The following is a 20264-nucleotide window of genomic DNA, read 5'->3' as shown; positions in this document are numbered from 1 at the left end:
GAACTCCGCGTGAGCCCTGACTTCGCTTCGTCCGAAGTCAAGAATACGCTCAGCGCGGCGCGCCCTCCTGTGCTCCGTCGCGACCAGGACCGGACTCGGTCACGGTCGAACCGGACTCGGTCACCGGCGATCCGCCGCCGCCACCGGCCTCGCCCCTGCCCCCGGGCCCCGCCCCCGACGCCGGTTCAGCCGCACGAGTACTCTCCGCGCCCGTACGCGCCGGGAGCAGCAGCGCCGTCAGCGCGGCCGCCGCCAGCAGCGCGGCGCCCACCCCGAAGGCCGTCGCGTACCCGTTGGCCTGCGCCTCGGCGCGGCTGCCGCCCGTCGCGCCCGCGGCGACGGTGACGAGCGCGGCCAGCCCCACCGAACCGCCGATCTGCCGGGAGCTGTTGAGCAGCCCCGAGGCCATGCCCGCCTCCGCGGCCGCGACCCCCTCGGTCCCGGCCGTGCCCAGCGGCACGAAGCACATTCCGATGCCGAAGCTGGCGAGCAGGAACGGGCCGAGGATCGAGTCGGCGAAGCCGCCGTCGACGCCGACCGCGCCGGCCAGCCAGGCGAACCCGGCCGCGCCCAGCGCCCCGCCGACGACCAGCGTCCAGCGCATCGAGAGCCGGGCGATGAGGCGCGGCGCGAGGATCGATCCGGCCACCAGGCCGACACAGAAGGGCAGGAACGCGACGCCGGTGGCGGTCGCTCCGTAGCCGAGCACCTGCTGCATGTAGAGCGAGGAGAAGTAGAAGGCGGCGAACTGCCCGGACGCGAGCAGCAGCATGAACAGGTTGGCCGCCAGCACCGGCCGGTGGGTCAGCAGCCCCATCCGCAGCAGCGGCTGGCCCACCCGCAGTTCGACGGCGGCGAACGCGGCCAGCAGCACCGCCGCGACCGCGAGCGTGCCGATCGTCATCGCGGAGCCCCAGCCGTACGTCTCGGTCCGTACGACCCCCAGGACCAGCAGCGTCATGCCGACCGTGATCAGCAGGGCGCCGCCCGCGTCGAGCCGCGGCGGCGGGCCGGTGCGCCGGTCGGCCGGGACCGAACGGCGGGCCGCCGCGTAGGCGAACACCACGATCGGCACGTTGACCAGGAGTACGGTCCGCCAGCCCGCGGCCTCGGTCAGCACCCCTCCCGCCAGCACCCCGATGGCGCCGCCCGCGGCCCCGGCCATCCCCCACAGCCCGAGCGAGCGCGACCGCGCCGGCCCGGCCGGGAAGGTGACGGTGATCAGGGCGAGGGCGACGGGCGCGAGGGCCGCCGCCGCGACGCCCTGGGCCGCGCGGGCGGCGATCAGCCCGCCGGGCGACCACACCAGGCCGCCGCCGAGGCTGGCGACGCCGAAGAGGGTGAGCGCGGCCATCAGGGTGCGCCGGCGCCCGGCTATGTCGGTGAGCCGGCCGCCGAGCATCAGCAGGCCGCCGAAGGCGAGCGCGTAGGCGTTCACGGCCCATTGGAGGCCCTCGGCGGTGAAGCCGAGGTCCGCTTTCATGTCGGGCAGCGCGACGTTCACCACCGCCATGTCGAGCGCCACCGTGAACTGCACGGTGAGCGCCACCACCAGTAGCCAGCGCGTCTGCCGGGCCTCGTCGCTCACGCCGTCCCCTTCCGTCCCACCTCGTGGAACCACTCCGCAGGTCCGCGCGTCTGTCCGCGGATCTCTCTGCCATCGACATTACTATACGCGTATAAAAATAGCCGCTGAGAGAATGGGCCCGTGACGAAGGAAGTGGCGACGGACGTGGCGAAGGAACAGGGCAAACGGGCCGTGGGGCGGCCCCGCCGACTCGAACTGGAGACGATCGTCGCCACCGCGCGCCGCGTCCTGGAGGAGGAAGGCGTCGCGGCCCTGAGCATGCGGCGGCTGGCCAAGGAGGTCGGCAGCACGCCGATGGCCCTCTACCACCACGTCCAGGACAAGGACGAGCTGCTGATGCACGTGCTCGTCGGCACCGCACGCACCCTGCCCCGCCCCGAACTGCCGGCGGACCCGCGCGAACGGCTCATCGCCGTCACCGTCCACATGCACGACGTGCTGCGGCGGATGCCGTGGGTCGTGGAGATCCTCGGCCTCGGCGACGTCACCGACCGGCACGCGCTGTGGATGGTCGAGGAGATCATCGACTCGGCGATGCGCTGCGGACTCGACGAGCGCCAGGCCGTACGGGCGTACCGGACGCTGTGGCACTACGTCTACGGCGAACTCGTCTTCCAGGCGGCCATGGCCCGCCGCGCCGGACAGCCCGGCCGCCGGCGGTACTTCCCCGAGATGCTCTCCGCCCCCGCGTCGGCGGACCCGGACGGACTGCCGCGGCTGACCGCGCTCGCCGACCGCTGGCAGGAGCTGACGGAGGACTACGACGTCGCCGACCAGATCACCGCGATCACCGACGGGCTGCTCGCCCGCGGGGGCGGCGGCGAGGGCGAGAAGTAGCGGGGGGCGCGTACGGGTTGTACGGACGCGGGCGCGTACGGGCGCGGGGGCCGGGCGCGTACGGGCCTACGGGCGCGGGGCCGGGGGGCGCGTACGGGCCGTGCGCGCCCGCGCCGACCGCTACCGCTCGTACCCCTCGTACCGCTCGTACCGTCCGGTGACCCGCCCTACCGCCCGGCGACCCGCCCCGGCGGCACCGTGGCGAGGCGGCCCGTACGCCCGAAGTACTCGACCGGGCCGCAGTACTCCAGGCCGCTCAGCGGCCGGCCGTCGAAGAAGCGCACGGCCAGGTCGACGACCTCGGCGGGCCGCTCCAGGTGGGCCATGTGGTCGGCGCCCTTGATGGTGGTGAAGTGCGCGTCGCCGCAGCGGGCCGCCGCCGCCCGGCTCAGCAGCGGCGTCGTCAGCGGGTCGTACTCGCCGGTCGCGACCAGGGTGGGGACGGCGGCGGGCTCGCCCCCGGGGTCGGCGGTGTAGTCCAGCAGCCGGGTCGTGTTGTCGCGGTACTTGTCGAGTTCGTCCGCCGTCATGTTGTTGAGCATGCTGGTCAGGCAGCGGATGACGACGTTGCGGCGGGTGATGGCGGCGTCCGGCTCGAAGCACACCAGGCCGTCCAGCACCTGCTCGACGAACTCCTCGTGGCGCCCCTGCTCCGCGAGGTCGAGGGTGCGCTGGAGCACCGCGCGGACGTGCTCCGTCATCTGCGCCATGGTGCCGAACAGCACGAGCCGCGCGCAGCGTTCGGGGTGGAGCCGGGCCCAGCGGTAGGCCACGGCGCTGCCGTAGGAGGCGCCGAAGACGTTGACCGGGCCCGGGGCGACCGACCTCAGCAGGTGGTCGAGCGCGCCGGTGAGGAAGTCGAAGCCGCACTCCGGCGGCAGCCGGTCGGCGTCGCCGCCGCCGGGCAGGTCCATGGTGATCACGGTCGCGTCGGCCAGGAACCCCTGCTCCAACCGCCCCCAGCCCGCCTTGGTCTGGAAGGCGCCGCCGACCAGGACCACGGGTGCCAGGCGGGCGCCCGGCCGGTGCACGATCCGCCCCTCGTACGCGAGGCCGCCGAAGGTGAGCGGAATGATCTCCTCCCCGGCAGCGGTGAGCGTCGTCACGAGTGCGTCTCCGTTCGCTGGGCAAGCGGCGTCGCTTGCGGTGTTCACGAGAGCAACGAGCACTGCGGGGGTGAGGTCACAGCCGCCGGGCGCGGACGGGCCGCGCGACAGGGCCGCCAAGGCTTCGACCAACGGCTTTGTGCGGAGGGGGAGTTCGCGTTCGAACAGTCACCCGCGGCGGCCGGACGGCGGGGGCTGACTGACATGTACGGATACGGGCGCTAGTACGGACATGGGCGCGAACATGAGTACGGGCGCGAGCGCGCGAGCCTCCGCGGGCCCGCCGACGCCCGCACCCATCGACGCCTGGGCCCGCCGACACCCGGGCCCGCCGACGCCCCCGCACCCACCGACGCCCCCGTATCAGCCGACGCGCTCGTCGATCAGCCGGAGCCGCTTCCCGGTGCGGGGGTTGCTGGCGAGGCCGTCCGGCGCGACCCATTCGATGGCGAGCGGGTGGATCAGGCCGAGTTCCAGCGTCTCGGCGAAGTCCTCTACGTGCACGCGCGCCGTGAGGGCCCGCTCCAGGTCGGCGCGGCCCGCCGCATCGGCCCCGTCAGCCCCCTCGGCCCCGTCCGCACCGTCCACCCCGGACCCGCTCGCCCCCGCGAGCCGCAGGACGAGTTCGTCCAGCCCCTCCCGGTGCCGCACCACGGCCTGCATGCCGACGGCCCGGCCCGCCTCGTCCGCGCCCGCCACCAGCCGGTGCAGGCCCTCCAGGTCCACGTTGACCGTACCGACCTTGGCCTCCTCGCCGGAGCGGCCGAGCAGCCGGAAGCGGCGGCGGGGGAAGTCGACCCACTCGGCGAGGTCGCCGACGGGGTAGCGCAGCAGCGGCATCAGCCGCCGCGTGAGGTCGGTGACGACCACCCGGCCCGGCCGCCCCGGCTCCTCGACGACCTCGCCGGTGTCGGGGTCCAGCAGCTCCAGCACCTTGTCCGGGAAGGTCTCGTGCACCCGCGTGTCGGGCTCGTCCGGGACCGGGCCGCCCAGGCCGCCCGCGTCCACACTGCCGTAGCCGCCGGAGCGGACCTCGGCGGCCGGGAACGCGCGGGCGATGAGGGCGAGCTGATCGTCGTAGAACGCCTCCCCGCCGAACAGCACCAGCCGCACGTCCGGCAGCGAGCCCACGGACCCGACGACCTCCGTCGCCAGCCGGCACAGCGAGGTGGGCGGCGCGGCCACGACGGTGGCGGCGAAGTCGCGCATGACGCCGACCGTGAAGTCGAGCGGCGCGTTGCCGCTGATCGGCAGCTGCACGGTGCGCACCGGCAGGTCCTGCACACAGTCGTAGAGGAAGACGAAGCTCGGGTAGAGCCGCCCGGCGTAGAAGAGGTTGGCCACCCGGTCGCCCTCGCGCAGCCCCGCGGCGACCAGTGCCTCGCCGAACAGGCGGCCCGCCGACCGCCATTCGTCCCAGGTGTAGACGGAGATCCGGGGCGCGGACGTGGTGCCTCCGGTGTTGAAGACGACGCCGTCCGTGTGCGGCCCGGTCATCACCCGGCTGTCGCGCAGGCCGTGCGCCGCCCAGTAGTCGCGCATGGGGATGAGCGGGAGCGCGGTCAGCTCCGCCGTGTCGTCGGCCAGCCCGGCGTACAACTCGCGGTAGAACGGCGAGTGTTCGCGGACGAACCGGATGAGCTCTGCGATCTGCGGGTCCTTCACGTGCTTCAACTCCCTGGCGCCGCACGGCGAAGGCGACCGGGAAGCCGCCGTCACCAACTGTGATCGCAGGCTAACCCACCGCGTTCGCCATCTCGCAACCCGGCAGCTCACCCGGGGTCCTGGGCCCGCAGGACCGCTCGGCCGCCACCCCGGCCCGACGCACCCCGCCGCTCATTTCCGTACGGTCGTACGCATGCCACCGACTTCCGCCCCCGCGAGCACGACGACCACCGCGACCGCGCCCGACGACGCCCCGGGCCCCGACCTGGACGCCTATCTGGCCCGTACCGGCTGGACCGGCGAGCGGCGGGCGACCGCGGCCGTGCTGCGCTCCCTGCACAGCGCGCACCTGCACAGCATCCCGTTCGAGAACCTGGCCGCCGTGCTCGGCTCGGCCCCCTCGCTGGCGCTGCCCGATCTGGAGGCGAAGCTCGTGCGCGGCGGGCGCGGCGGCTACTGCTTCGAGCAGAACACCCTGTTCGCCGCGGTGCTCAGGTCCTTCGGCTTCCACGTCACGCCGCTCACGGCGCGGGTGCGGACCGGGAACCCCGTCGCCGTACGGCCGCGCACCCACATGCTGCTGCTCGTCCGCGTCCCCGGTGAGGAACACCGCTACGTCGCCGACGTCGGCTTCGGCGGCGTCGGCAGTCTGCTCGAAGCGATTCCGCTCGTCGAGGACACCGAATTCCGGGCCGGGGAGCAGTCGCACCGCCTGGTGCGGGAGGAGCACGACGGACCGCTGGGCCTGTGGGTCCTCCAGGCCAGGGAGGCCGGGGCGTGGGCCGACCAGTACGCCTTCACCCTCGACCCCGTCCTGCACACGGACATCGAGGTGATGAACTGGTACATGGCCACCCACCCCCGCTCCCCCTTCTCCCGCGCCCTGACCGCCCTTCGCATCACCCCGGAGGGCCACCTGGCCCTGCGCGGCCGCACGCTCGCGAAGACCGCCCCGGACGGCTCCCGTAAGGAACGGGAACTGACCGGCGCGGACGAGGTGATGCGGGTCCTGGCCGCTGACTTCAAGATCGCCGCACCGGAGGGGACACAGGCCGCCGTCGCATCCGCGGAGGACCGCTCCTGACGCCTGCGCCCCGGGCGACAGCGGAATCCGTGGGCCTTGGTCACAGCCGGCCGGGCCGGCTAAAGGCTCCCGAACGGCGGAACGATCTTCACGATGATGATCACCTGAATCCTCGGGGCGACCAGGAAGTGGAACCAGCCGCCGGCGGCGTCCATACGGCGCAGCCCACCGGCCCGAGGGCCCTGGCCCATGTCCGTGACGTCCACGCCGACAGCGGCGAGTTCGACGAGCTGGCCCGCGAGACGTTCGACCTCGGTCACGATCTCGGCCGGCACGCCTCCCGCGACGTGTTCGCGGTCCGGGTCGTACTCCCAGCTCCAGGCTTCGGTGCTCAACGTTCCGCCCGGGCGACAGCGGCATAGGCGTCGTCGAGGATGCCCCCGATCTCGACCGCGGCCCGGCGGGCCTGGGCAGCGTCGTCCGACTCGGTGAGGTCTTCCAGCTCGCGAAGCCGCACGGCGACGCGCGGCTGTCGCTGAATCTGCACGTAAGCGGCCCACTGGGTGGCGAAGCGTCGCAGTGGGGCGAGGTCGGAGCCTTGCCTCGCCTGGTCCGCGGCCTGGTCCAGCTCACGGGTGAAGGCGGGCAGCGCGGCCGGAGCGATCTGGGCGATGGCCTGACGCAGCGCGGTGACGGTAGCGGGCGGCTGCGGGATCAGAGGCTGCTCGGGGGCGCTGGCAGTCATTTTCTCTCCCATGGGCGCGATTCTGAGCCGTCAGCCCAGGGTACCCAGCCCCGAACAGAGCCTCGTTCACCCGGACGAGCCGATGGTCGGGCCGTCTCCGCCTCCGTCCCCCGCCCCGCCGGCTGCCTCCGTCGCGGCCGTCAGACCCGGCTCTCGGCGCCCTGCTCGGCCGGGCCGTCCCCGCCCCGCGGCGACGGGCCGGGCAGGCGCATGACGAGGGCGTCCACGTTGCCGGGCTGGTAGTAGCCGCGGCGCACGCCGATGGGCTCGAAGCCGAAGCGCTCGTACAGCCGCTGCGCGCGGTCGTTGTCGACGCGGACTTCGAGGAGCACCTCGTGGCACTCGAAGGCCGTGGCGGCGGCGAGCAGCTCGGTCAGCAGGCGCGCGCCGAGGCCGGTTCCCCAGTGGTCGCGGGCGGTGGCGATGGTCTGGATGTCGCCGGTGCCGTCGTTGGCGGCGAGCCCGCCGTAGCCGACGACGCGGCCCTCGGCGTCCTCGGCCACCACGTAGCGGCGGTTGGCGCCCGGGCCGCGCGCGTGCGCCAGCTCGGACCAGAACAGCCCCTTGGACCAGGCGTCGTCCGGGAACAGCTCGCGCTCCAGCGGCAGCACCTGGCCGAGGTCCCACCAGCGCATCTCGCGCACGGACACCGGGGCGGCGGGGGCGCTCACCGGGGCGTGACCACCTTGTAGTTGGCCGGCACCTTGGCGTCCGGGCGGCGCAGGTACATCGGCTGCGGGGCCGGCAGTTCCTCGCCCGCGGCGAGCTTCTCGGCGGCGAGGGCGGCCAGCGCGGCGGCGGACTGGTGCTGGGGCAGGCCGGGCCGTATGTCCGCGAAGTCGTCCGGGTAGAGCAGCGCGCCCGCGCCGACGGCCGGCAGGCTGCCGACCGCGTCCGCGATGTCGGCGGGGCGGTCGACGGAGGGCTCGCCGAGGCGGGTGCGGGCGTCGGCGTAGCGCGCCCAGTAGACCTCCTTGCGGCGGGCGTCGGTGGCCACCACGAACTCGCCGGGCAGCTCACCGGTGGTTCCGGCCGCGTAGGCGATGCCGTCGAGCGTGCACAGCCCGTGCACCGGGACTCCCAGGGCCTCGCCGAAGGAGGCGGCCGTCACGAGGCCGACCCGCAGCCCGGTGTACGGGCCGGGGCCGACGCCGACGACGACGCCGGTCACGGAGGCGAGCCCCACGCCCGCGTCGCCCAGCACGCGGTCGACGGCGGGCAGCAGCAGCTCCCCGTGGCGCCGGGCGTCCACCTGGTTCGACTGGGCTACGACGGTGCCGCCGTCCCCGTCGTAGAGCGCGACGGTGACGGCGGGGGTGGCGGTATCAAGAGCGAGCAGCAGCACACCTACAGCCTACGGCGCGCGGCGCGGCCCCCGGTTCCCGACCGGCTCGCGCCCACACGGGGTGGGCGGGGCGGCCCTGCACGCCGACGGCGCGGCGGCGCGGCGGCCGGGTGCTACGGTCAGCCGCAAAGTCGTACGTAGGACGAAAGGGTGCGCAGCGTGGCACGCAGCAGCTCGGGGCCGGTCGTGGCCGGGCTCACCGCGGCGGCACTCGCCGTGGTCGGATTCCTCGCCTTCCAGGCATCGGCCGCGCCGGACAACCCGGCGAAGGCCGGCGCCGCGCACTCCTCCCCGTCCGGGCACCCCAAGGACAAGGGCAAGGGGAAGGACAAGGGCGGCAAGGACAAGAAGTCCACCGCCGTTCCGGCCTCGTCCGGCACCGGGCTGCGGGTCGTCTACGGGCTCAAGGCGAAGCGCGTGTGGCTGGTGGGGGAGAACGAGCAGGCGACGCGGACGTTCGAGGTGGCGCCGAGCTCGGTGAGCCCCGAGCCGGGCACGTACGAGGTCCCGCCCAGGGGCCGTACGCCGCAGCTGACCGGCTCGGACGGCGTCGCGGTCGAGCACATCGTGCAGTTCCACATCGGGCAGGGCGGCATCGTCTTCGGCTTCAGCGCGGCGATCGACGGCTCGACGCCGAATCCGAACGCGCCGAAGAAGACCGGTGCGGTGCGCGAGCAGCGGGCGGACGGCGCCGCGATGTGGAAGTTCGCCACGACCGGTACGAAGGTGGTCGTGGTCCCGTAGGACGGTTCCCCCGTTCGGGCTAACGCCGGGAGCGCCCGCGCGGGCCGCTCCGGCTACGCGGCGTGCGGTCCGGCCTCGGCCGGGCCGTCCGTCTCAACGGTCGCCGAGTTCTTCTCCGGGGCAGCGGACTCCGGAGCCGTCGGCGGGGTCGAGACGGCGCTGGCGGCGGCGCAGGACGCCAGCAGGTCGCTCATCGTGGGCTGCCGTTCCTCGTCACGCCGGGCTGCCACGGCAGCTGCGGGCTCTTTGGCCGACATGGATGCCTCCTGGGGCTGCTGGGGCGGACAGGTCTTGGTTAGGTGTACCTAACCGGCTCTATACGCCTCCATGTGACCACGCGCGGCACCGCGCGCGCAACATCTTCCCGACGGCTTGTCGGAATGTGAGCGGCACCCCGCTTACGGAACCCGCCATACCGGCCACCGGGCCCTACGGGCTCAGCCCGCCGAAGCCCCCAGCTCGCCCAGCGCCGCCAGGTCCACGCCCGCCCACCGCGCGCCCACCCCGGTCAGCGTCACGTCCCGCACATCGTCGCCGTCGTCATAGCCATCGCCGTCGCCATCGCCGTCGCCGCCGTCATAGCCATCGCCCGAAGCGGCCGGGGCCGAGGAGCCCACCGCCCGCTCGATGACGACGTGCAGCCGGTCCTCCGACAGCTCCTCGACCTTCCCGTCGCCCCACTCCACGACCACCACCGACTCCGGCAGCGAGACGTCCAGGTCGAGGTCCTCCATCTCGTCGAGGCCGCCGTTCAGCCGGTACGCGTCCACGTGCACCAGCGCCGGGCCGTCCCCCAGCGGCGGGTGCACGCGCGCGATCACGAAGGTCGGGGAGGTGACGGCGCCGCGCACGTCCAGCCCCTCGCCCAGGCCGCGGGTGAGCGTCGTCTTGCCCGCCCCCAGCTCGCCGGTGAGCAGCACCAGGTCGCCGGGGCGCAGCAGCGCGGCGAGGCCGCGGCCCAGCTCGCGCATGCGCTCCGGCGTCTTGACGGTGATCTGTGCGGTGGCGGCAGCGGCCACGGACTCGGTGTGCGGGACGTTCATAACGGCCGATGGTACGGGCCGGAGCGCCATGATCTGGAGCCGTACGCCCCGTGCGCACTGCTCGTACGGGCACGAGGACCGCACGCGCGCCGGTGCTGCCGCCGGACCGCCCGGCGGCAGCACCGGCACGCCCGCCCGCGCCCGTAAAAGAGCCCTGCGAGGAGCCCCTGGGCCCTCTCAGCCGCGCTCCGTGCCCTCGCCCGAGGCGGCCTGCGAGGTCAGCGCCTCGCCCGCGCCCGCCGCGGCCAGCACCTCCAGCAGCCGGCCGTTCACGGTCTCGGGGTGCTCCAGCATCACCAGGTGCCCGGCGTCCGGCACCAGGACCAGTTCGGCGTCGGGCAGCGCCGCCGCGATGGCCTCGCTGTGCTCGCTGGGGGTGATCAGGTCGCCCGCGCCCGCGAGGACGAGCACGGGGACGCTGTCGAAGGCGCACAGCGCCTCGGTCTTGTCGTGTTCGGCGAAGGCCGGGTAGAACTCGGCGACGACGTCGATGGGCGTCGCCTCGATGAGCCGCTCCGCGAACCGCGCCACCCCCGGGTCCGCGTCCTTCGCCCCGAACGAATAGCGCTTGATGACGCCCGCGAAGAGGTCCGCGGTCGCCCGCCGCCCCTTCTCCACCAGGTCGGTCTGCGAGCCCAGGGCCTTCAGCACGCCGGGCAGCACGCGCCGCACGGCGTTCATCCCGGCGACCGGCAGCCCGTAGTTGACGTCGGCGAGGTTGCCCGCCGAGGTGCCGACGAAGGCGGCCCCGATGACGCGCTCGGCGACCAGGTCCGGGTACTGCGCGGCCAGCGCCATCATCGTCATGCCGCCCATCGAGTGCCCCACCAGCACCAGCGGCCCCTCGGGCGCCGCCGCGTCGATGACGGCCTTCAGGTCGCGGCCGAGCAGGTCGATGGAGACGGGCGCGTTGCTCTCGCGCTGGCCTCGCCCGCGCTCGGAGCGCCCGTGGCTGCGCTGGTCCCAGTAGACGGCGCGGACGGCGCCGCGCAGGGCGGCCCGCTGGAAGTGCCAGGCGTCCTGCCCGAGGCAGTAGCCGTGCGAGAAGACGACGGTGACCGGCTGCCGCGGCGACCGCCGCCCGAACAGCCGCCTGCGCAGCGCCGTCCCCTCGGCGGCGCCCTCCGGCGCCACCTCGTCCACCTCGTAGTACAGCTCGGTGCCGTCCTCCGCGACGGCCGTGCCGGGTGTGCCGCGCAGCGTCCCGTACGGGCCCGCGGAGTCCAGCGCGAGGCGGGCCCGGCGCCGCATGCCGCGGCCGACCGTGAGCCGCTCCAGCGCGACGCCCGCCGCCGCACCCGCCGCGACCACCCCTATCGCCGCGCCCGCCACTCCCGCGCCGCGCTTCCAGCCCCAGTTCAGTCCCCTGGCAGCGGCCGCGCCCGGGCCGCTCGTCGCGTCACTCATGCTTTGCCCCCCGTGGCATCGCTCTCACCGACATAGACGCGCGGCACGCGCGCGGAGATGCGCGTGACGACCTCGTATCCGATGGTGTTGGTGGCCAGCGCCCAGTCCTCGGCGGTCGGCTCGCCCCGGTCGCCCGGCCCGAAGAGCACCACCTCGTCGCCGACCTCCGCGTCGTCCCCGCCCAGGTCGACCACGAACTGGTCCATGGCCACCCGCCCCGCGACCGTGCGCAGCTTCCCCGAGATGAGCACGGGACCGGTGCCGGACGCGGCACGGGGTATGCCGTCGGCGTAGCCGAGGGGGACGAGGGCGAGGGTGGTGTCGCCGGGGGTGACGTACTTGTGGCCGTAGCTGACCCCATGGCCGCCCGGTACGCGCTTGACGTTGGCCAGCGAGGCGCTCAGCGTCATCACGGGCCGCAGGCCGAAGTCGCCGGGCGCGCCGATCTCGGCGGACGGCGAGACGCCGTACACGGCGATCCCGGGCCGCACGAGGTCGAAGTGCGATTCGGGGAGGGTCAGGGTCGCCGGAGAGTTGGCCATATGACGCACCTCCGGCTCCAGGCCCTGCGCCTCGGCGTGGCCGACGCTGTCCCGGAAGACCGAGAGCTGCGCCTGGATGGAGGGGTGGCCGGGCTCGTCCGCGCACGCGAAGTGCGACCACAGGCCGGTGATCTTCAAGGTGCCGCGCCGCTCGGCGGCGCGCGCCGCGCCGACCAGGGCGGGCCAGTCGGCGGGCTGGCAGCCGTTCCGCCCGAGCCCCGTGTCGATCTTCAGCTGTACGCGCGCGACCCGGCCGGCCGCGACGGCGGCGGCCTCCGCCTCGCGCAGCGCCCACAGCCCGCTCACCGAGACGTCGATGTCCGCTTCGACGGCCTCGCGCCAGGGGTCGCCGGGCGCCCACAGCCAGCACATCAGCCGCCCCCGGTCGCCGTCGGCGCGCAGGGCCAGCGCCTCCTGCGGCGTGGCGGTCCCCAGCCAGCTCGCACCGGCCTCGCGGGCCGCGCGGGCGCAGGGCAGCGCGCCGTGTCCGTACGCGTCGGCCTTGACCACGGCCATCAGCTCGGCACGGGGCGCACGGGCCCGCAGGGCACGCACGTTCTCCCGCAGCGCGGCCAGGTCGACAACGGCACGAGCGCGCATCTGTGTCTCAGTCATCACCGCCAGTGTCTCAGGCCGCTCTGCTGCACAGCACTCCCAGGAGCGCACCGGAGATCTTCTTGCGGTTCGGGTGAGTGGTGGGGGCACGCACTCCGCGTACCCGGCCCGCCCGCTCCCCAGACGACCCGCGGGAAAGGAACCGCCGCCCTGACGCACCCGCCGAGTTCGCGGACACTGGGCCCATGAGGACTGGCTACAGCGTGGAGAAGGTACGGGCCGCCGAACGCGAGCTGATGGCACGACTCCCGGACGGCGCCCTCATGGCGCGCGCCGCCGCCGGACTCGCCGCCGCCTGCACCGGCCTGCTCGACCGCGTCTACGGGGCGCGCGTCGCCCTGATCGTCGGCAGCGGGGACAACGGCGGCGACGCCCTGTACGCCGGGGCACGGCTCGCCCGGCGCGGCGCGGGCGTGAGCGCCGTCCTGCTCGCCCCCGACCGTACGCATCCCGGCGGCCTCGCCGCCCTGCGCGCCGCCGGCGGCCGAACCCTGCCGGCGGCCGACGGCGCGGACGCCGTGGCCCGCGCCGACCTCGTCGTCGACGGCATCGTCGGAATCGGCGGCAAGGGCGGACTCCGCCCCGACGCGCGAGCCCTGATCCGGGCCGCGACAGGCGCCGTCGTCGCGGTCGACCTGCCGAGCGGCGTGGACGCCGACACCGGCGAGGTGACGGGCGAGGCGGTACGCGCCGACGCCACGGTCACCTTCGGTGCGTACAAACCGGGGCTCCTCATCGATCCGGCACACGAACACGCGGGCGCGCTCCGCCTCGTCGACATCGGCCTGCGGCTGCCGCCCGAACCCGACATCGAGGCGCTCCAGCACGCGGACGTCGCGGCGCTGCTGCCGCGCCCCGCCGCGGAGAGCGACAAGTACCGGCGGGGCGTCGTCGGCGTCGTGGCGGGCTCCGCCCGCTACCCGGGCGCGGCCGTACTGACCGTTGCGGGCGCCCTGCGCGGCGGCGCCGGCGCCATCCGCTACGTCGGCCCCGGCTCGGACGCCGTCATCGCCCGCTTCCCCGAATGCTTCGTCTCGCCCGGCCCGCCGAAGAAGGCCGGCCGCGTCCAGGCGTGGATCATCGGCCCGGGGCTGGGCGACGGCGAGGACGCGCACCAGGCGATGTCCGACGTCCTGGCCTCGGACGTCCCGATCCTGATCGACGCGGACGCCCTGCACCTACTGCCGTCGGCCGACCGGCTACGGACCCGCCAGGCCCCCACCGTCCTGACCCCGCACGCGGGCGAGGCGGCAGCCCTCCTCGGCACGACCCGCGAAGAGGTGGAGGCCTCCCGCCTGTCGTCCGTACGGGCCCTCGCCGACCGCTACGGCGCCACCGCCCTCCTCAAGGGCTCCACCACCCTGATCGCCACCGCTGCCCACCCCGTACGCGCCAACCCCACCGGCACCGGCTGGCTGGCCACCGCGGGCAGCGGCGACGTCCTCTCCGGTGTGACCGGCTCCCTCCTGGCCGCGGGCCTCTCCCCCCACGACGCCGCCTCCACCGGCGCCTACCTCCACGGCCTCGCCGCCCGCCACCTGGGCTCCCGCCCCATCACCTCCGTGGAGGTCGCGTCAGCTCTGACGGCGGCTTGGCGGGACGTGACGGCCTGACGTCTCCAGGACGGGCACCGGGGTCTCGGGGGAGTCCAGCCAGACAACCTCCCGCTCCCCCGCCACGCTGAGCCCGAACCGCCCGACTCCGGGCCGCCCCCGCCCCTCCCACCACCGGAACGCGGCCTCCACCTCGTCCCACAGCCTCCGAGGCCCCGCCTGCACCACCTCGTAACGGCTGCGGCCCTTCTCGAAGTCCGCCGTGGCCCACGAGGTGACGGCCGTGTCCCGGAGCCACAGCGTGTACGAACCGTCCGGATACTCCTCCATCCACGGAAACGCCCCCGGCACCTGGACGCCGATGGCGAACATCCGCGCCCAGTCCCCCACCCCCTCCGGCGACAGCTCCGTCACGGACCTGACCCCGTCAGCCGGCCAGGGCCGCCCCTTGAGGTACTCGCGCACATGAACGCGCCGCACCCGCTGCTCGCGCAGCCGCATGAAGGCAGAAGTCCCGGTGAAACGGCCGGACGCGCTGCCGTCGTCGCCGACCGTGAGCCGCACCACCGCTTCCCCGCCGTACGCGGGCCCCCAGGGAGCGACGATCACCCCGCCCGGCCTGGTCTGCTCGACCCAGGAGCGGGGCACACGGCCGATCGAGCAGGTGGCGATCGTACGGTCGTACGGACCCCCCTCCGCATACCCCAGCGCCCCGTCCCCGACCACCACCACGGGCGCGAACCCGGCCGCCTCCAAACGCCCCCGCGCCTCCTCGGCCCCGGCCGGATCCACCTCCACCGTCACCACATGGTCCGCTCCGAGCCGGTGCGAGAGCAGGGCAGCGTTCCACCCCGTGCCCGTACCGATCTCCAGCACCCGCTGCCCGTCCCGTACGGCCAGGGCGTCGAGCATCGAGAAGACCATGCTGGGCATGGAGTTGGAACAGGACGGAATCCGGCCCTTGCCCGGCCCGCGGTACGCCCCGTCGTCCCACTGCGTCGTGATCGGCGCGTCCCGCTGGACCGCCTCCCACCACACATCGGGCTCCTCGGAACGGACCACCCGGTCACTCTGCCGATTCATCCCGGCCCGCCCCGGCCAGATCACATCCGGCACGAACCAGTGCCGCGGCACCGCGTCGAACGCGGGCCGCCAGTCCGCCGACAGCACGCCCTTCCCCTCAAGCACCGAGGCCAGCCCCGCGCCCCCGCCCCCGTTCGCCTCCCGCTCACTCATCTACTGACCGTCCGCGGGCCCCTGCCCGTCGTTGGTGTTCCCCCCTTCATCCGACCCACCGCCCCCATGCTTGTTCCCGCTGTCGCTGTCGTCCTGCGGGTTGCCACCGCTCTCCATCGGCTCCCACCACTCCATCCATCGCCGGGACACAGAAACCGTACGAGCGGCCAACACCTCAAACCACGTACGGGCAACAGCGGTTCGCTACCTGGCGCGACGGAACCGCCACGGTCCATGGCGGCTACTCGGTCACGCCCAGATGAGCCGCCATCTCCCTTATCTCCTGAGTCAGGGTCCGTTTACGCGACCTGAGGATGTCGCTCACGATGTAGCGGGCCATGGCCTGGTGCTTCAGCCACTCGCCCGAGGAGCGCCGGAGCTGGTCCAGTTCCGCCATGGCGTCCTGGTGGGAGCCGAGGGCCGCATGGGCCTTGGCCACGTCCAGCCGGTGCCGGTCCCAGCTGGTGGCGGTCGGCTTGCCGTAGTTGCGCACGGCCTTCCGGCTCAGCAGGCCGTCGTCCGCGCGCCGGAGCACCCCTCGCGCGTCGCCCGTGATCGACAGATCCTCGACTGCTTTCAGCTCCGCCGTGACGGGACCGAACGACCCCCAATGGGACGGGAAGTCCTGCTGCTCCGCGTCCAGGGCGCTCGCGGCCGCGCCCGCCATCCGGCGGGCCTCCCGGACCACATCGGGCCGGTTGTTGCGGACGGCCGCAGCGGCGACCCGCAGGGACAGTTCCCCCCAAACGGCCAACTGTCCGGGGGCGGCATCCGAGATGCGCGGCTCCATGTCCGCAGCCGTGACAGCGGCCAACTGCTCGCTCTCGTCGAAGCGGTCCTGCCGCAGCAGCAGCCAGCACATGCCGACCACCCCGGTGGCAGCGGTGAGCGTCTGCTCCGCCTCTCGGGCGAGCCGGATTCCCTCGGCGAGCGCGTGATACGCCATGTCGTACTGCCGGACCTGCGTCAGGTACTTGCCCGCCAGCAACAGCGCCTGGGCCCGCACGACCACCGCGTCCCGCCGCTCCTCGCCGTCCGACGCCGCCACGGTCGCCTCCGTGGCCCGCAGGAGTCCGGGCAGCTTCTTCGCCACAGATGTATAGCGGTCGGCGTAGTAGAGCGCGTGCCCGTCCTTGACCTCCCGCCGCAGGACGGCGAGTTCCCCGGCCTCCCCGTGATCGGAGAACGTCGCGGCGATGCCCACCGGAGGCATCAACGCCTTCCGCAGTTCCACGAGGTGGCGCAGGTTCGCCTCATCGCCGGTGACCGGCAGCGGGGCCTCCGTCGCGAACAAGGCCGACGTCGTCACGCCGAGGGCCCGGGCCAGTGCGTGCAGGGTCTCCACACGGACGTCCCCGCCCTGCTCGACCTTGCGCACGACGGCCGGCGAGAGCTCCGCCTCATGAGCCAACGCCTCTTGGCTCAGCCCAGCCACGCGCCGGTACTTCCTGACGTTGTCGGCCAACCCTGTCGTCATAGGATCACCGCTCCCCTCACACCCACGGTATGCCCGGCCCCCACCTCCACGACGCGAACCCACCAACCCGCGACCGCCCCAGGGACGGGGAGATACCCAGTCCTCCCCGCGGACAGACACGGAAGGCACCCTACGGACGGGTACAGGAGGAACCCCTCAACGCGGGGACAAGCCCCCAGAACCAGGCCGCAGACACCCCACCTCCCCCACCCACCCCAAGAGCGGGGCGAGCCCCACCCCCGCCCCGGCTGCGGGCCCCGGCTGCGGGGCGCGGACGGGAGGGGGCGGGGGCGCAGGGGCAGGGGTCCGGGACGCTGACGTGTATTTGCGGGTCGGCTTACGGGAGGGGCCGGCCTTGGCAACACCCTGGCCGGCCCGTAAATATGCGGTCCCGGACCCCTGCCCCGGAGCCGCCGCCCCCGCACCCACCACCGAGCCGCACCCGCCCACTACCGCACCCACGACCGGCACCCGGCACCAGCCCCAAGCCGCCACCCCGCGACCCGGCGGCCCGGCCGCCCCCGTCACCCCTCAGCGATCACCACAGCGGAAGCGACCCCGGCATCGTGGCTCAGCGACACATGCCACCCCCGCACCCCCAGCTCCGCAGCCCGGGCCGCCACCGTCCCCGTCACCGACAGCACCGGCCGCCCGCTCGCCTCCGTCACCACCTCGGCGTCCGTCCACAGCAGCCCCGCAGGCGCCCCCAACGCCTTGGCCAAAGCCTCCTTGGCCGCGAAGCGCGCGGCCAGCGACGCGGGTCCCCGCCGCTCCCCGCTCGGCAGGAGCAGTTCCCGTTCCAGGAAGAGCCGCGCCGCGAGCCCCGGTGTGCGGCGCAGGGCCGCGTCGAAGCGGTCGATCTCCGCGACGTCGATGCCGACCCCGATGATCATTCGACGGTCACCGACTTGGCCAGGTTGCGCGGCTGGTCGACCTCGTTGCCGCGCGCCGTCGCCAGCTCGCACGCGAAGACCTGCAAAGGCACGGTGGCCACCAACGGCTGGAGCAGAGTCGGCGTGGCGGGGATCTCGATCAGGTGATCGGCGTAGGGCGCCACGGCCACATCGCCCCGTTCGGCGATCACGATCGTACGGGCGCCGCGCGCCCGGATCTCCTGGATGTTCGAGACGATCTTGTCGTGGAGCACGGACCGCCCGCGCGGCGACGGCACCACGACGACGACCGGCAGATCGTCCTCGATCAGCGCGATCGGCCCGTGCTTGAGCTCGCCCGCCGCGAACCCCTCGGCGTGCATGTACGCCAACTCCTTGAGTTTCAGCGCGCCTTCGAGCGCCACCGGATACCCCACGTGCCGCCCCAGGAAGAGCACCGTGTTCTTCCCGGCCGCGGCCACGGAACGGGCCAGCTCCCGTACGGGCTCCATGGTGCCGAGCACCTCGTCGACCTGGGTGGCGATCGCGGACAGCTCCCGGATGACGGAGCCGATCTCGTCGCCCCACTTGGTGCCGCGCACCTGCCCCAGGTACAGCGCGACGAGGTAGCAGGCCACGAGCTGGGTCAGGAACGCCTTGGTGGAGGCGACGGCCACCTCCGGCCCCGCGTGCGTGTAGAGCACGGCGTCGGACTCGCGCGGAATCGTCGAGCCGTTGGTGTTGCAGATGGCCAGGACCTTGGCCCCCTGCTCCCTGGCGTGCCGCAGCGCCATCAGCGTGTCCATGGTCTCCCCGGACTGCGAGATGGCGATGACCAGGGTCCGCGGGTCCAGGATCGGGTCGCGGTAGCGGAATTCGCTGGCGAGCTCCACCTCGCACGGCATCCGCGTCCAGTGCTCGATCGCGTACTTGGCGATCATTCCGGCGTGGAAGGCGGTCCCGCAGGCGACGATCACCACCTTGTCGGCCTCGCGCAGTACGGACCCCGGCATGCGGACCTCGTCGAGGGTGAGCGAGCCGTTCGCGTCGATCCGCCCCAGCAGGGTGTCCGCGACCGCCTTCGGCTGCTCGGCGATCTCCTTGAGCATGAAGTAGTCGTAGCCGCCCTTCTCGGCGGCCGAGGCGTCCCAGTCGACGTGGTACGCCCGTACGTCCGCGGGCACGCCGTCGAAGTCGGTGACCGTGACCTGTTCGCGGCGCAGCTCGACCACCTGGTCCTGGCCCAGCTCGACGGCCTCGCGGGTGTGCGCGATGAAGGCGGCGACGTCGGAGGCGAGGAAGGACTCGCCGGCCCCGACGCCCACCACCAGCGGCGAGTTGCGGCGCGCGCCGACCACCACGTCCGGCTCGTCGGCATGCACCGCGACCAGCGTGAACGCGCCCTCCAGCCGCCGGCACACATGCCGCATGGCGTCGGCGAGGTCGCCGCCGGCGGAGAACTCCTCGGCCAGCAGGTGGGCCACCACCTCGGTGTCCGTCTCCGAGGCGAGCGCGTGCCCGCGCTCCGCCAACTCCTCACGCAGGGCTGCGAAGTTCTCGATGATGCCGTTGTGCACGACGGCGACGCGCCCGGAATTGTCCAGGTGGGGGTGGGCGTTGGTGTCGGTCGGCGCGCCGTGGGTGGCCCAGCGGGTGTGGCCGATGCCGGTGGTGCCGGACGGCAACGGGCGGGCGGCCAGCTCCTTCTCCAGGTTGGCGAGCTTGCCGGACTTCTTCGCCGCCGCGAGCTGGCCGTCCGCGAGGACGGTGACCCCGGCCGAGTCGTAGCCCCGGTATTCGAGCCTCTTCAGCCCGGAAATGACGACGTCGAGGGCGGGCTGCCCTCCCACATATCCAACGATTCCGCACATGCAGGCAGCGTACGGCCCGGCCCGCCCCGCGACGCTCCGCCGGATCAGTGCCCGCGCGCCACCCGGTCGATCGCGTCCTGCACGAGGTCGAGGTATTCGACCTCCTCGCAGCGCGGCTTGGAGCCCAGTTCGTAGCGTTCGAGCGCGTCGGAGAGGTCCTCGCCCAGGTCCTCGTCCGGCAGCTCCGCGCTCAGTTCGCCGCAGACGCGGTGCGCGAACTCCTCGCGTTCCGTGGCCTCACGCCCCGCGGACGACCGGGTTCCACGACGCAGCACAAGATCCAGAACAGACACACAATCCCCAGGTCGTACGGGTCGGCAGCCTGGAACGTAACGGTGACTCAGCAATACGTACAGAGCACGTACACGACATGTACACAAGCGGACCGAATGTCTGGGGGCCGAATTTCCGCAGCACCCCCACAGGCGTCACACAGGCCCCAGACACACTCAACGCCCGCCACTACAAACCCACCCGAAAGCCACCTCCACCCGACCGCCCGACCCCGCCCGAGAGCCACCTCCGCCCGACGCCCCGCACCCACCCGAGACCCACCCGAAAGCCCCCCGAGAGCCGCCTCCACCCGACCGCCCG

20 protein-coding genes are annotated in these 20264 nt (G+C 73.6%); 4 read left to right on the top strand and 16 right to left on the bottom strand.

The window, feature by feature from the left end:
* Positions 1-49 precede the first annotated feature (49 nt).
* Positions 50-1588, bottom strand: a complete 1539-nt coding sequence (locus tag AB0I22_RS18785; RefSeq protein ID WP_363131913.1) for an MFS transporter — start codon at positions 1586-1588, stop codon at positions 50-52.
* A gap of 120 nt (positions 1589-1708) precedes the next feature.
* On the opposite strand from AB0I22_RS18785, the gene AB0I22_RS18780 reads away from it, so the two are divergent.
* Complete coding sequence (locus tag AB0I22_RS18780) at positions 1709-2425, top strand: helix-turn-helix domain-containing protein (RefSeq protein WP_363131912.1); 717 nt, start codon at positions 1709-1711, stop codon at positions 2423-2425.
* A gap of 167 nt (positions 2426-2592) precedes the next feature.
* Here the strand turns inward: AB0I22_RS18780 and AB0I22_RS18775 are convergent, their stop codons facing one another.
* A complete protein-coding gene (locus tag AB0I22_RS18775) occupies positions 2593-3531 on the bottom strand; it encodes an alpha/beta hydrolase (RefSeq protein WP_363131911.1) in 939 nt (312 codons plus the stop codon).
* Positions 3532-3894: 363 nt separating this feature from the next.
* Positions 3895-5196 carry a phenylacetate--CoA ligase family protein gene (locus AB0I22_RS18770; protein ID WP_363131910.1) on the bottom strand — a complete coding sequence of 434 codons (1302 nt, stop codon included), beginning with the start codon at positions 5194-5196 and terminating at the stop codon, positions 3895-3897.
* Between the two features lie 193 nt (positions 5197-5389).
* On the opposite strand from AB0I22_RS18770, the gene AB0I22_RS18765 reads away from it, so the two are divergent.
* A complete protein-coding gene (locus tag AB0I22_RS18765) occupies positions 5390-6280 on the top strand; it encodes an arylamine N-acetyltransferase (protein WP_363131909.1) in 891 nt (296 codons plus the stop codon).
* Positions 6281-6339: 59 nt separating this feature from the next.
* Here the strand turns inward: AB0I22_RS18765 and AB0I22_RS18760 are convergent, their stop codons facing one another.
* The 4 genes from AB0I22_RS18760 to tsaB all read right to left on the bottom strand — a co-directional run bounded on the left by AB0I22_RS18760 (position 6340) and on the right by tsaB (position 8310).
* Positions 6340-6615: a hypothetical protein gene (locus AB0I22_RS18760; protein ID WP_363131908.1), complete on the bottom strand. Its 276-nt coding sequence runs from the start codon at positions 6613-6615 to the stop codon at positions 6340-6342.
* Positions 6612-6965 (bottom strand): hypothetical protein, encoded by a 354-nt coding sequence (locus AB0I22_RS18755; RefSeq protein WP_363131907.1) that lies wholly within the window; start codon positions 6963-6965, stop codon positions 6612-6614. The genes AB0I22_RS18760 and AB0I22_RS18755 overlap by 4 nt, the downstream gene beginning before the upstream one ends.
* A 140-nt stretch (positions 6966-7105) precedes the next feature.
* Positions 7106-7600 (bottom strand): ribosomal protein S18-alanine N-acetyltransferase, encoded by a 495-nt coding sequence (gene rimI, locus AB0I22_RS18750; protein ID WP_363132044.1) that lies wholly within the window; start codon positions 7598-7600, stop codon positions 7106-7108.
* Between the two features lie 32 nt (positions 7601-7632).
* Positions 7633-8310 (bottom strand): tRNA (adenosine(37)-N6)-threonylcarbamoyltransferase complex dimerization subunit type 1 TsaB, encoded by a 678-nt coding sequence (gene tsaB, locus AB0I22_RS18745; RefSeq protein WP_363131906.1) that lies wholly within the window; start codon positions 8308-8310, stop codon positions 7633-7635.
* A gap of 159 nt (positions 8311-8469) precedes the next feature.
* Between tsaB and AB0I22_RS18740 the strand changes: the two genes are divergently transcribed.
* Complete coding sequence (locus AB0I22_RS18740; RefSeq protein WP_363131905.1) at positions 8470-9054, top strand: hypothetical protein; 585 nt, start codon at positions 8470-8472, stop codon at positions 9052-9054.
* 53 nt (positions 9055-9107) lie between these two features.
* Here the strand turns inward: AB0I22_RS18740 and AB0I22_RS18735 are convergent, their stop codons facing one another.
* The 4 genes from AB0I22_RS18735 to alr all read right to left on the bottom strand — a co-directional run bounded on the left by AB0I22_RS18735 (position 9108) and on the right by alr (position 12661).
* Complete coding sequence (locus AB0I22_RS18735; protein WP_363131904.1) at positions 9108-9311, bottom strand: hypothetical protein; 204 nt, start codon at positions 9309-9311, stop codon at positions 9108-9110.
* 180 nt (positions 9312-9491) lie between these two features.
* Positions 9492-10097 (bottom strand): tRNA (adenosine(37)-N6)-threonylcarbamoyltransferase complex ATPase subunit type 1 TsaE, encoded by a 606-nt coding sequence (gene tsaE / locus AB0I22_RS18730; protein ID WP_363131903.1) that lies wholly within the window; start codon positions 10095-10097, stop codon positions 9492-9494.
* Between the two features lie 177 nt (positions 10098-10274).
* A complete protein-coding gene (locus AB0I22_RS18725; RefSeq protein ID WP_363131902.1) occupies positions 10275-11504 on the bottom strand; it encodes an alpha/beta hydrolase in 1230 nt (409 codons plus the stop codon).
* Positions 11501-12661 (bottom strand): alanine racemase, encoded by a 1161-nt coding sequence (gene alr, locus AB0I22_RS18720; protein ID WP_363131901.1) that lies wholly within the window; start codon positions 12659-12661, stop codon positions 11501-11503. Before alr ends, AB0I22_RS18725 begins: the two co-directional genes overlap by 4 nt.
* 185 nt (positions 12662-12846) lie before the next feature.
* Here alr and AB0I22_RS18715 point away from each other — a divergent pair, with 185 nt between their 5' ends.
* On the top strand, positions 12847-14274 hold the full coding sequence (locus tag AB0I22_RS18715; protein ID WP_363131900.1) for an NAD(P)H-hydrate dehydratase: 1428 nt from the start codon (positions 12847-12849) through the stop codon (positions 14272-14274).
* On the opposite strand, the gene AB0I22_RS18710 is transcribed toward AB0I22_RS18715, so the two are convergent.
* The 5 genes from AB0I22_RS18710 to AB0I22_RS18690 form a co-directional block, all read right to left on the bottom strand.
* Positions 14236-15450, bottom strand: a complete 1215-nt coding sequence (locus AB0I22_RS18710) for a methyltransferase domain-containing protein (protein ID WP_363131899.1) — start codon at positions 15448-15450, stop codon at positions 14236-14238. The genes AB0I22_RS18715 and AB0I22_RS18710 overlap by 39 nt on opposite strands.
* Positions 15451-15691: 241 nt before the next feature.
* On the bottom strand, positions 15692-16927 hold the full coding sequence (locus tag AB0I22_RS18705; RefSeq protein WP_363131898.1) for a helix-turn-helix transcriptional regulator: 1236 nt from the start codon (positions 16925-16927) through the stop codon (positions 15692-15694).
* Positions 16928-17451: 524 nt separating this feature from the next.
* Positions 17452-17820 carry a holo-ACP synthase gene (locus AB0I22_RS18700; protein WP_363131897.1) on the bottom strand — a complete coding sequence of 123 codons (369 nt, stop codon included), beginning with the start codon at positions 17818-17820 and terminating at the stop codon, positions 17452-17454.
* Positions 17817-19670 carry a glutamine--fructose-6-phosphate transaminase (isomerizing) gene (glmS, locus tag AB0I22_RS18695; RefSeq protein WP_363131896.1) on the bottom strand — a complete coding sequence of 618 codons (1854 nt, stop codon included), beginning with the start codon at positions 19668-19670 and terminating at the stop codon, positions 17817-17819. Before glmS ends, AB0I22_RS18700 begins: the two co-directional genes overlap by 4 nt.
* Positions 19671-19714: 44 nt before the next feature.
* A complete protein-coding gene (locus AB0I22_RS18690) occupies positions 19715-19945 on the bottom strand; it encodes a hypothetical protein (protein ID WP_363131895.1) in 231 nt (76 codons plus the stop codon).
* Positions 19946-20264 lie beyond the last annotated feature (319 nt).

The sequence above is a fragment of the Streptomyces sp. NPDC050610 genome, from assembly GCF_040654875.1.
In the GTDB taxonomy this organism is placed as follows: Bacteria; Actinomycetota; Actinomycetes; order Streptomycetales; family Streptomycetaceae; genus Streptomyces.
The sequence above is the reverse complement of the archived record's forward strand: the minus strand, read 5'-3'. Positions and strand labels throughout refer to the sequence as shown.

What these genes read in the sequence shown, in the direction of transcription:
- AB0I22_RS18765 (WP_363131909.1), top strand. Translation starts at nt 5,390, where the DNA reads ATGCCACCGACTTCCGCCCCCGCGAGCACGACGACCACCGCGACCGCG.
- AB0I22_RS18700 (WP_363131897.1), bottom strand. Translation starts at nt 17,820, where the DNA reads ATGATCATCGGGGTCGGCATCGACGTCGCGGAGATCGACCGCTTCGAC.
- AB0I22_RS18715 (WP_363131900.1), top strand. Translation starts at nt 12,847, where the DNA reads ATGAGGACTGGCTACAGCGTGGAGAAGGTACGGGCCGCCGAACGCGAG.
- AB0I22_RS18735 (WP_363131904.1), bottom strand. Translation starts at nt 9,311, where the DNA reads ATGTCGGCCAAAGAGCCCGCAGCTGCCGTGGCAGCCCGGCGTGACGAG.
- AB0I22_RS18710 (WP_363131899.1), bottom strand. Translation starts at nt 15,450, where the DNA reads ATGAGTGAGCGGGAGGCGAACGGGGGCGGGGGCGCGGGGCTGGCCTCG.
- AB0I22_RS18725 (WP_363131902.1), bottom strand. Translation starts at nt 11,504, where the DNA reads ATGAGTGACGCGACGAGCGGCCCGGGCGCGGCCGCTGCCAGGGGACTG.
- alr (WP_363131901.1), bottom strand. Translation starts at nt 12,661, where the DNA reads ATGACTGAGACACAGATGCGCGCTCGTGCCGTTGTCGACCTGGCCGCG.
- tsaE (WP_363131903.1), bottom strand. Translation starts at nt 10,097, where the DNA reads ATGAACGTCCCGCACACCGAGTCCGTGGCCGCTGCCGCCACCGCACAG.
- AB0I22_RS18755 (WP_363131907.1), bottom strand. Translation starts at nt 6,965, where the DNA reads ATGACTGCCAGCGCCCCCGAGCAGCCTCTGATCCCGCAGCCGCCCGCT.
- glmS (WP_363131896.1), bottom strand. Translation starts at nt 19,670, where the DNA reads ATGTGCGGAATCGTTGGATATGTGGGAGGGCAGCCCGCCCTCGACGTC.
- AB0I22_RS18705 (WP_363131898.1), bottom strand. Translation starts at nt 16,927, where the DNA reads ATGACGACAGGGTTGGCCGACAACGTCAGGAAGTACCGGCGCGTGGCT.
- rimI (WP_363132044.1), bottom strand. Translation starts at nt 7,600, where the DNA reads ATGCGCTGGTGGGACCTCGGCCAGGTGCTGCCGCTGGAGCGCGAGCTG.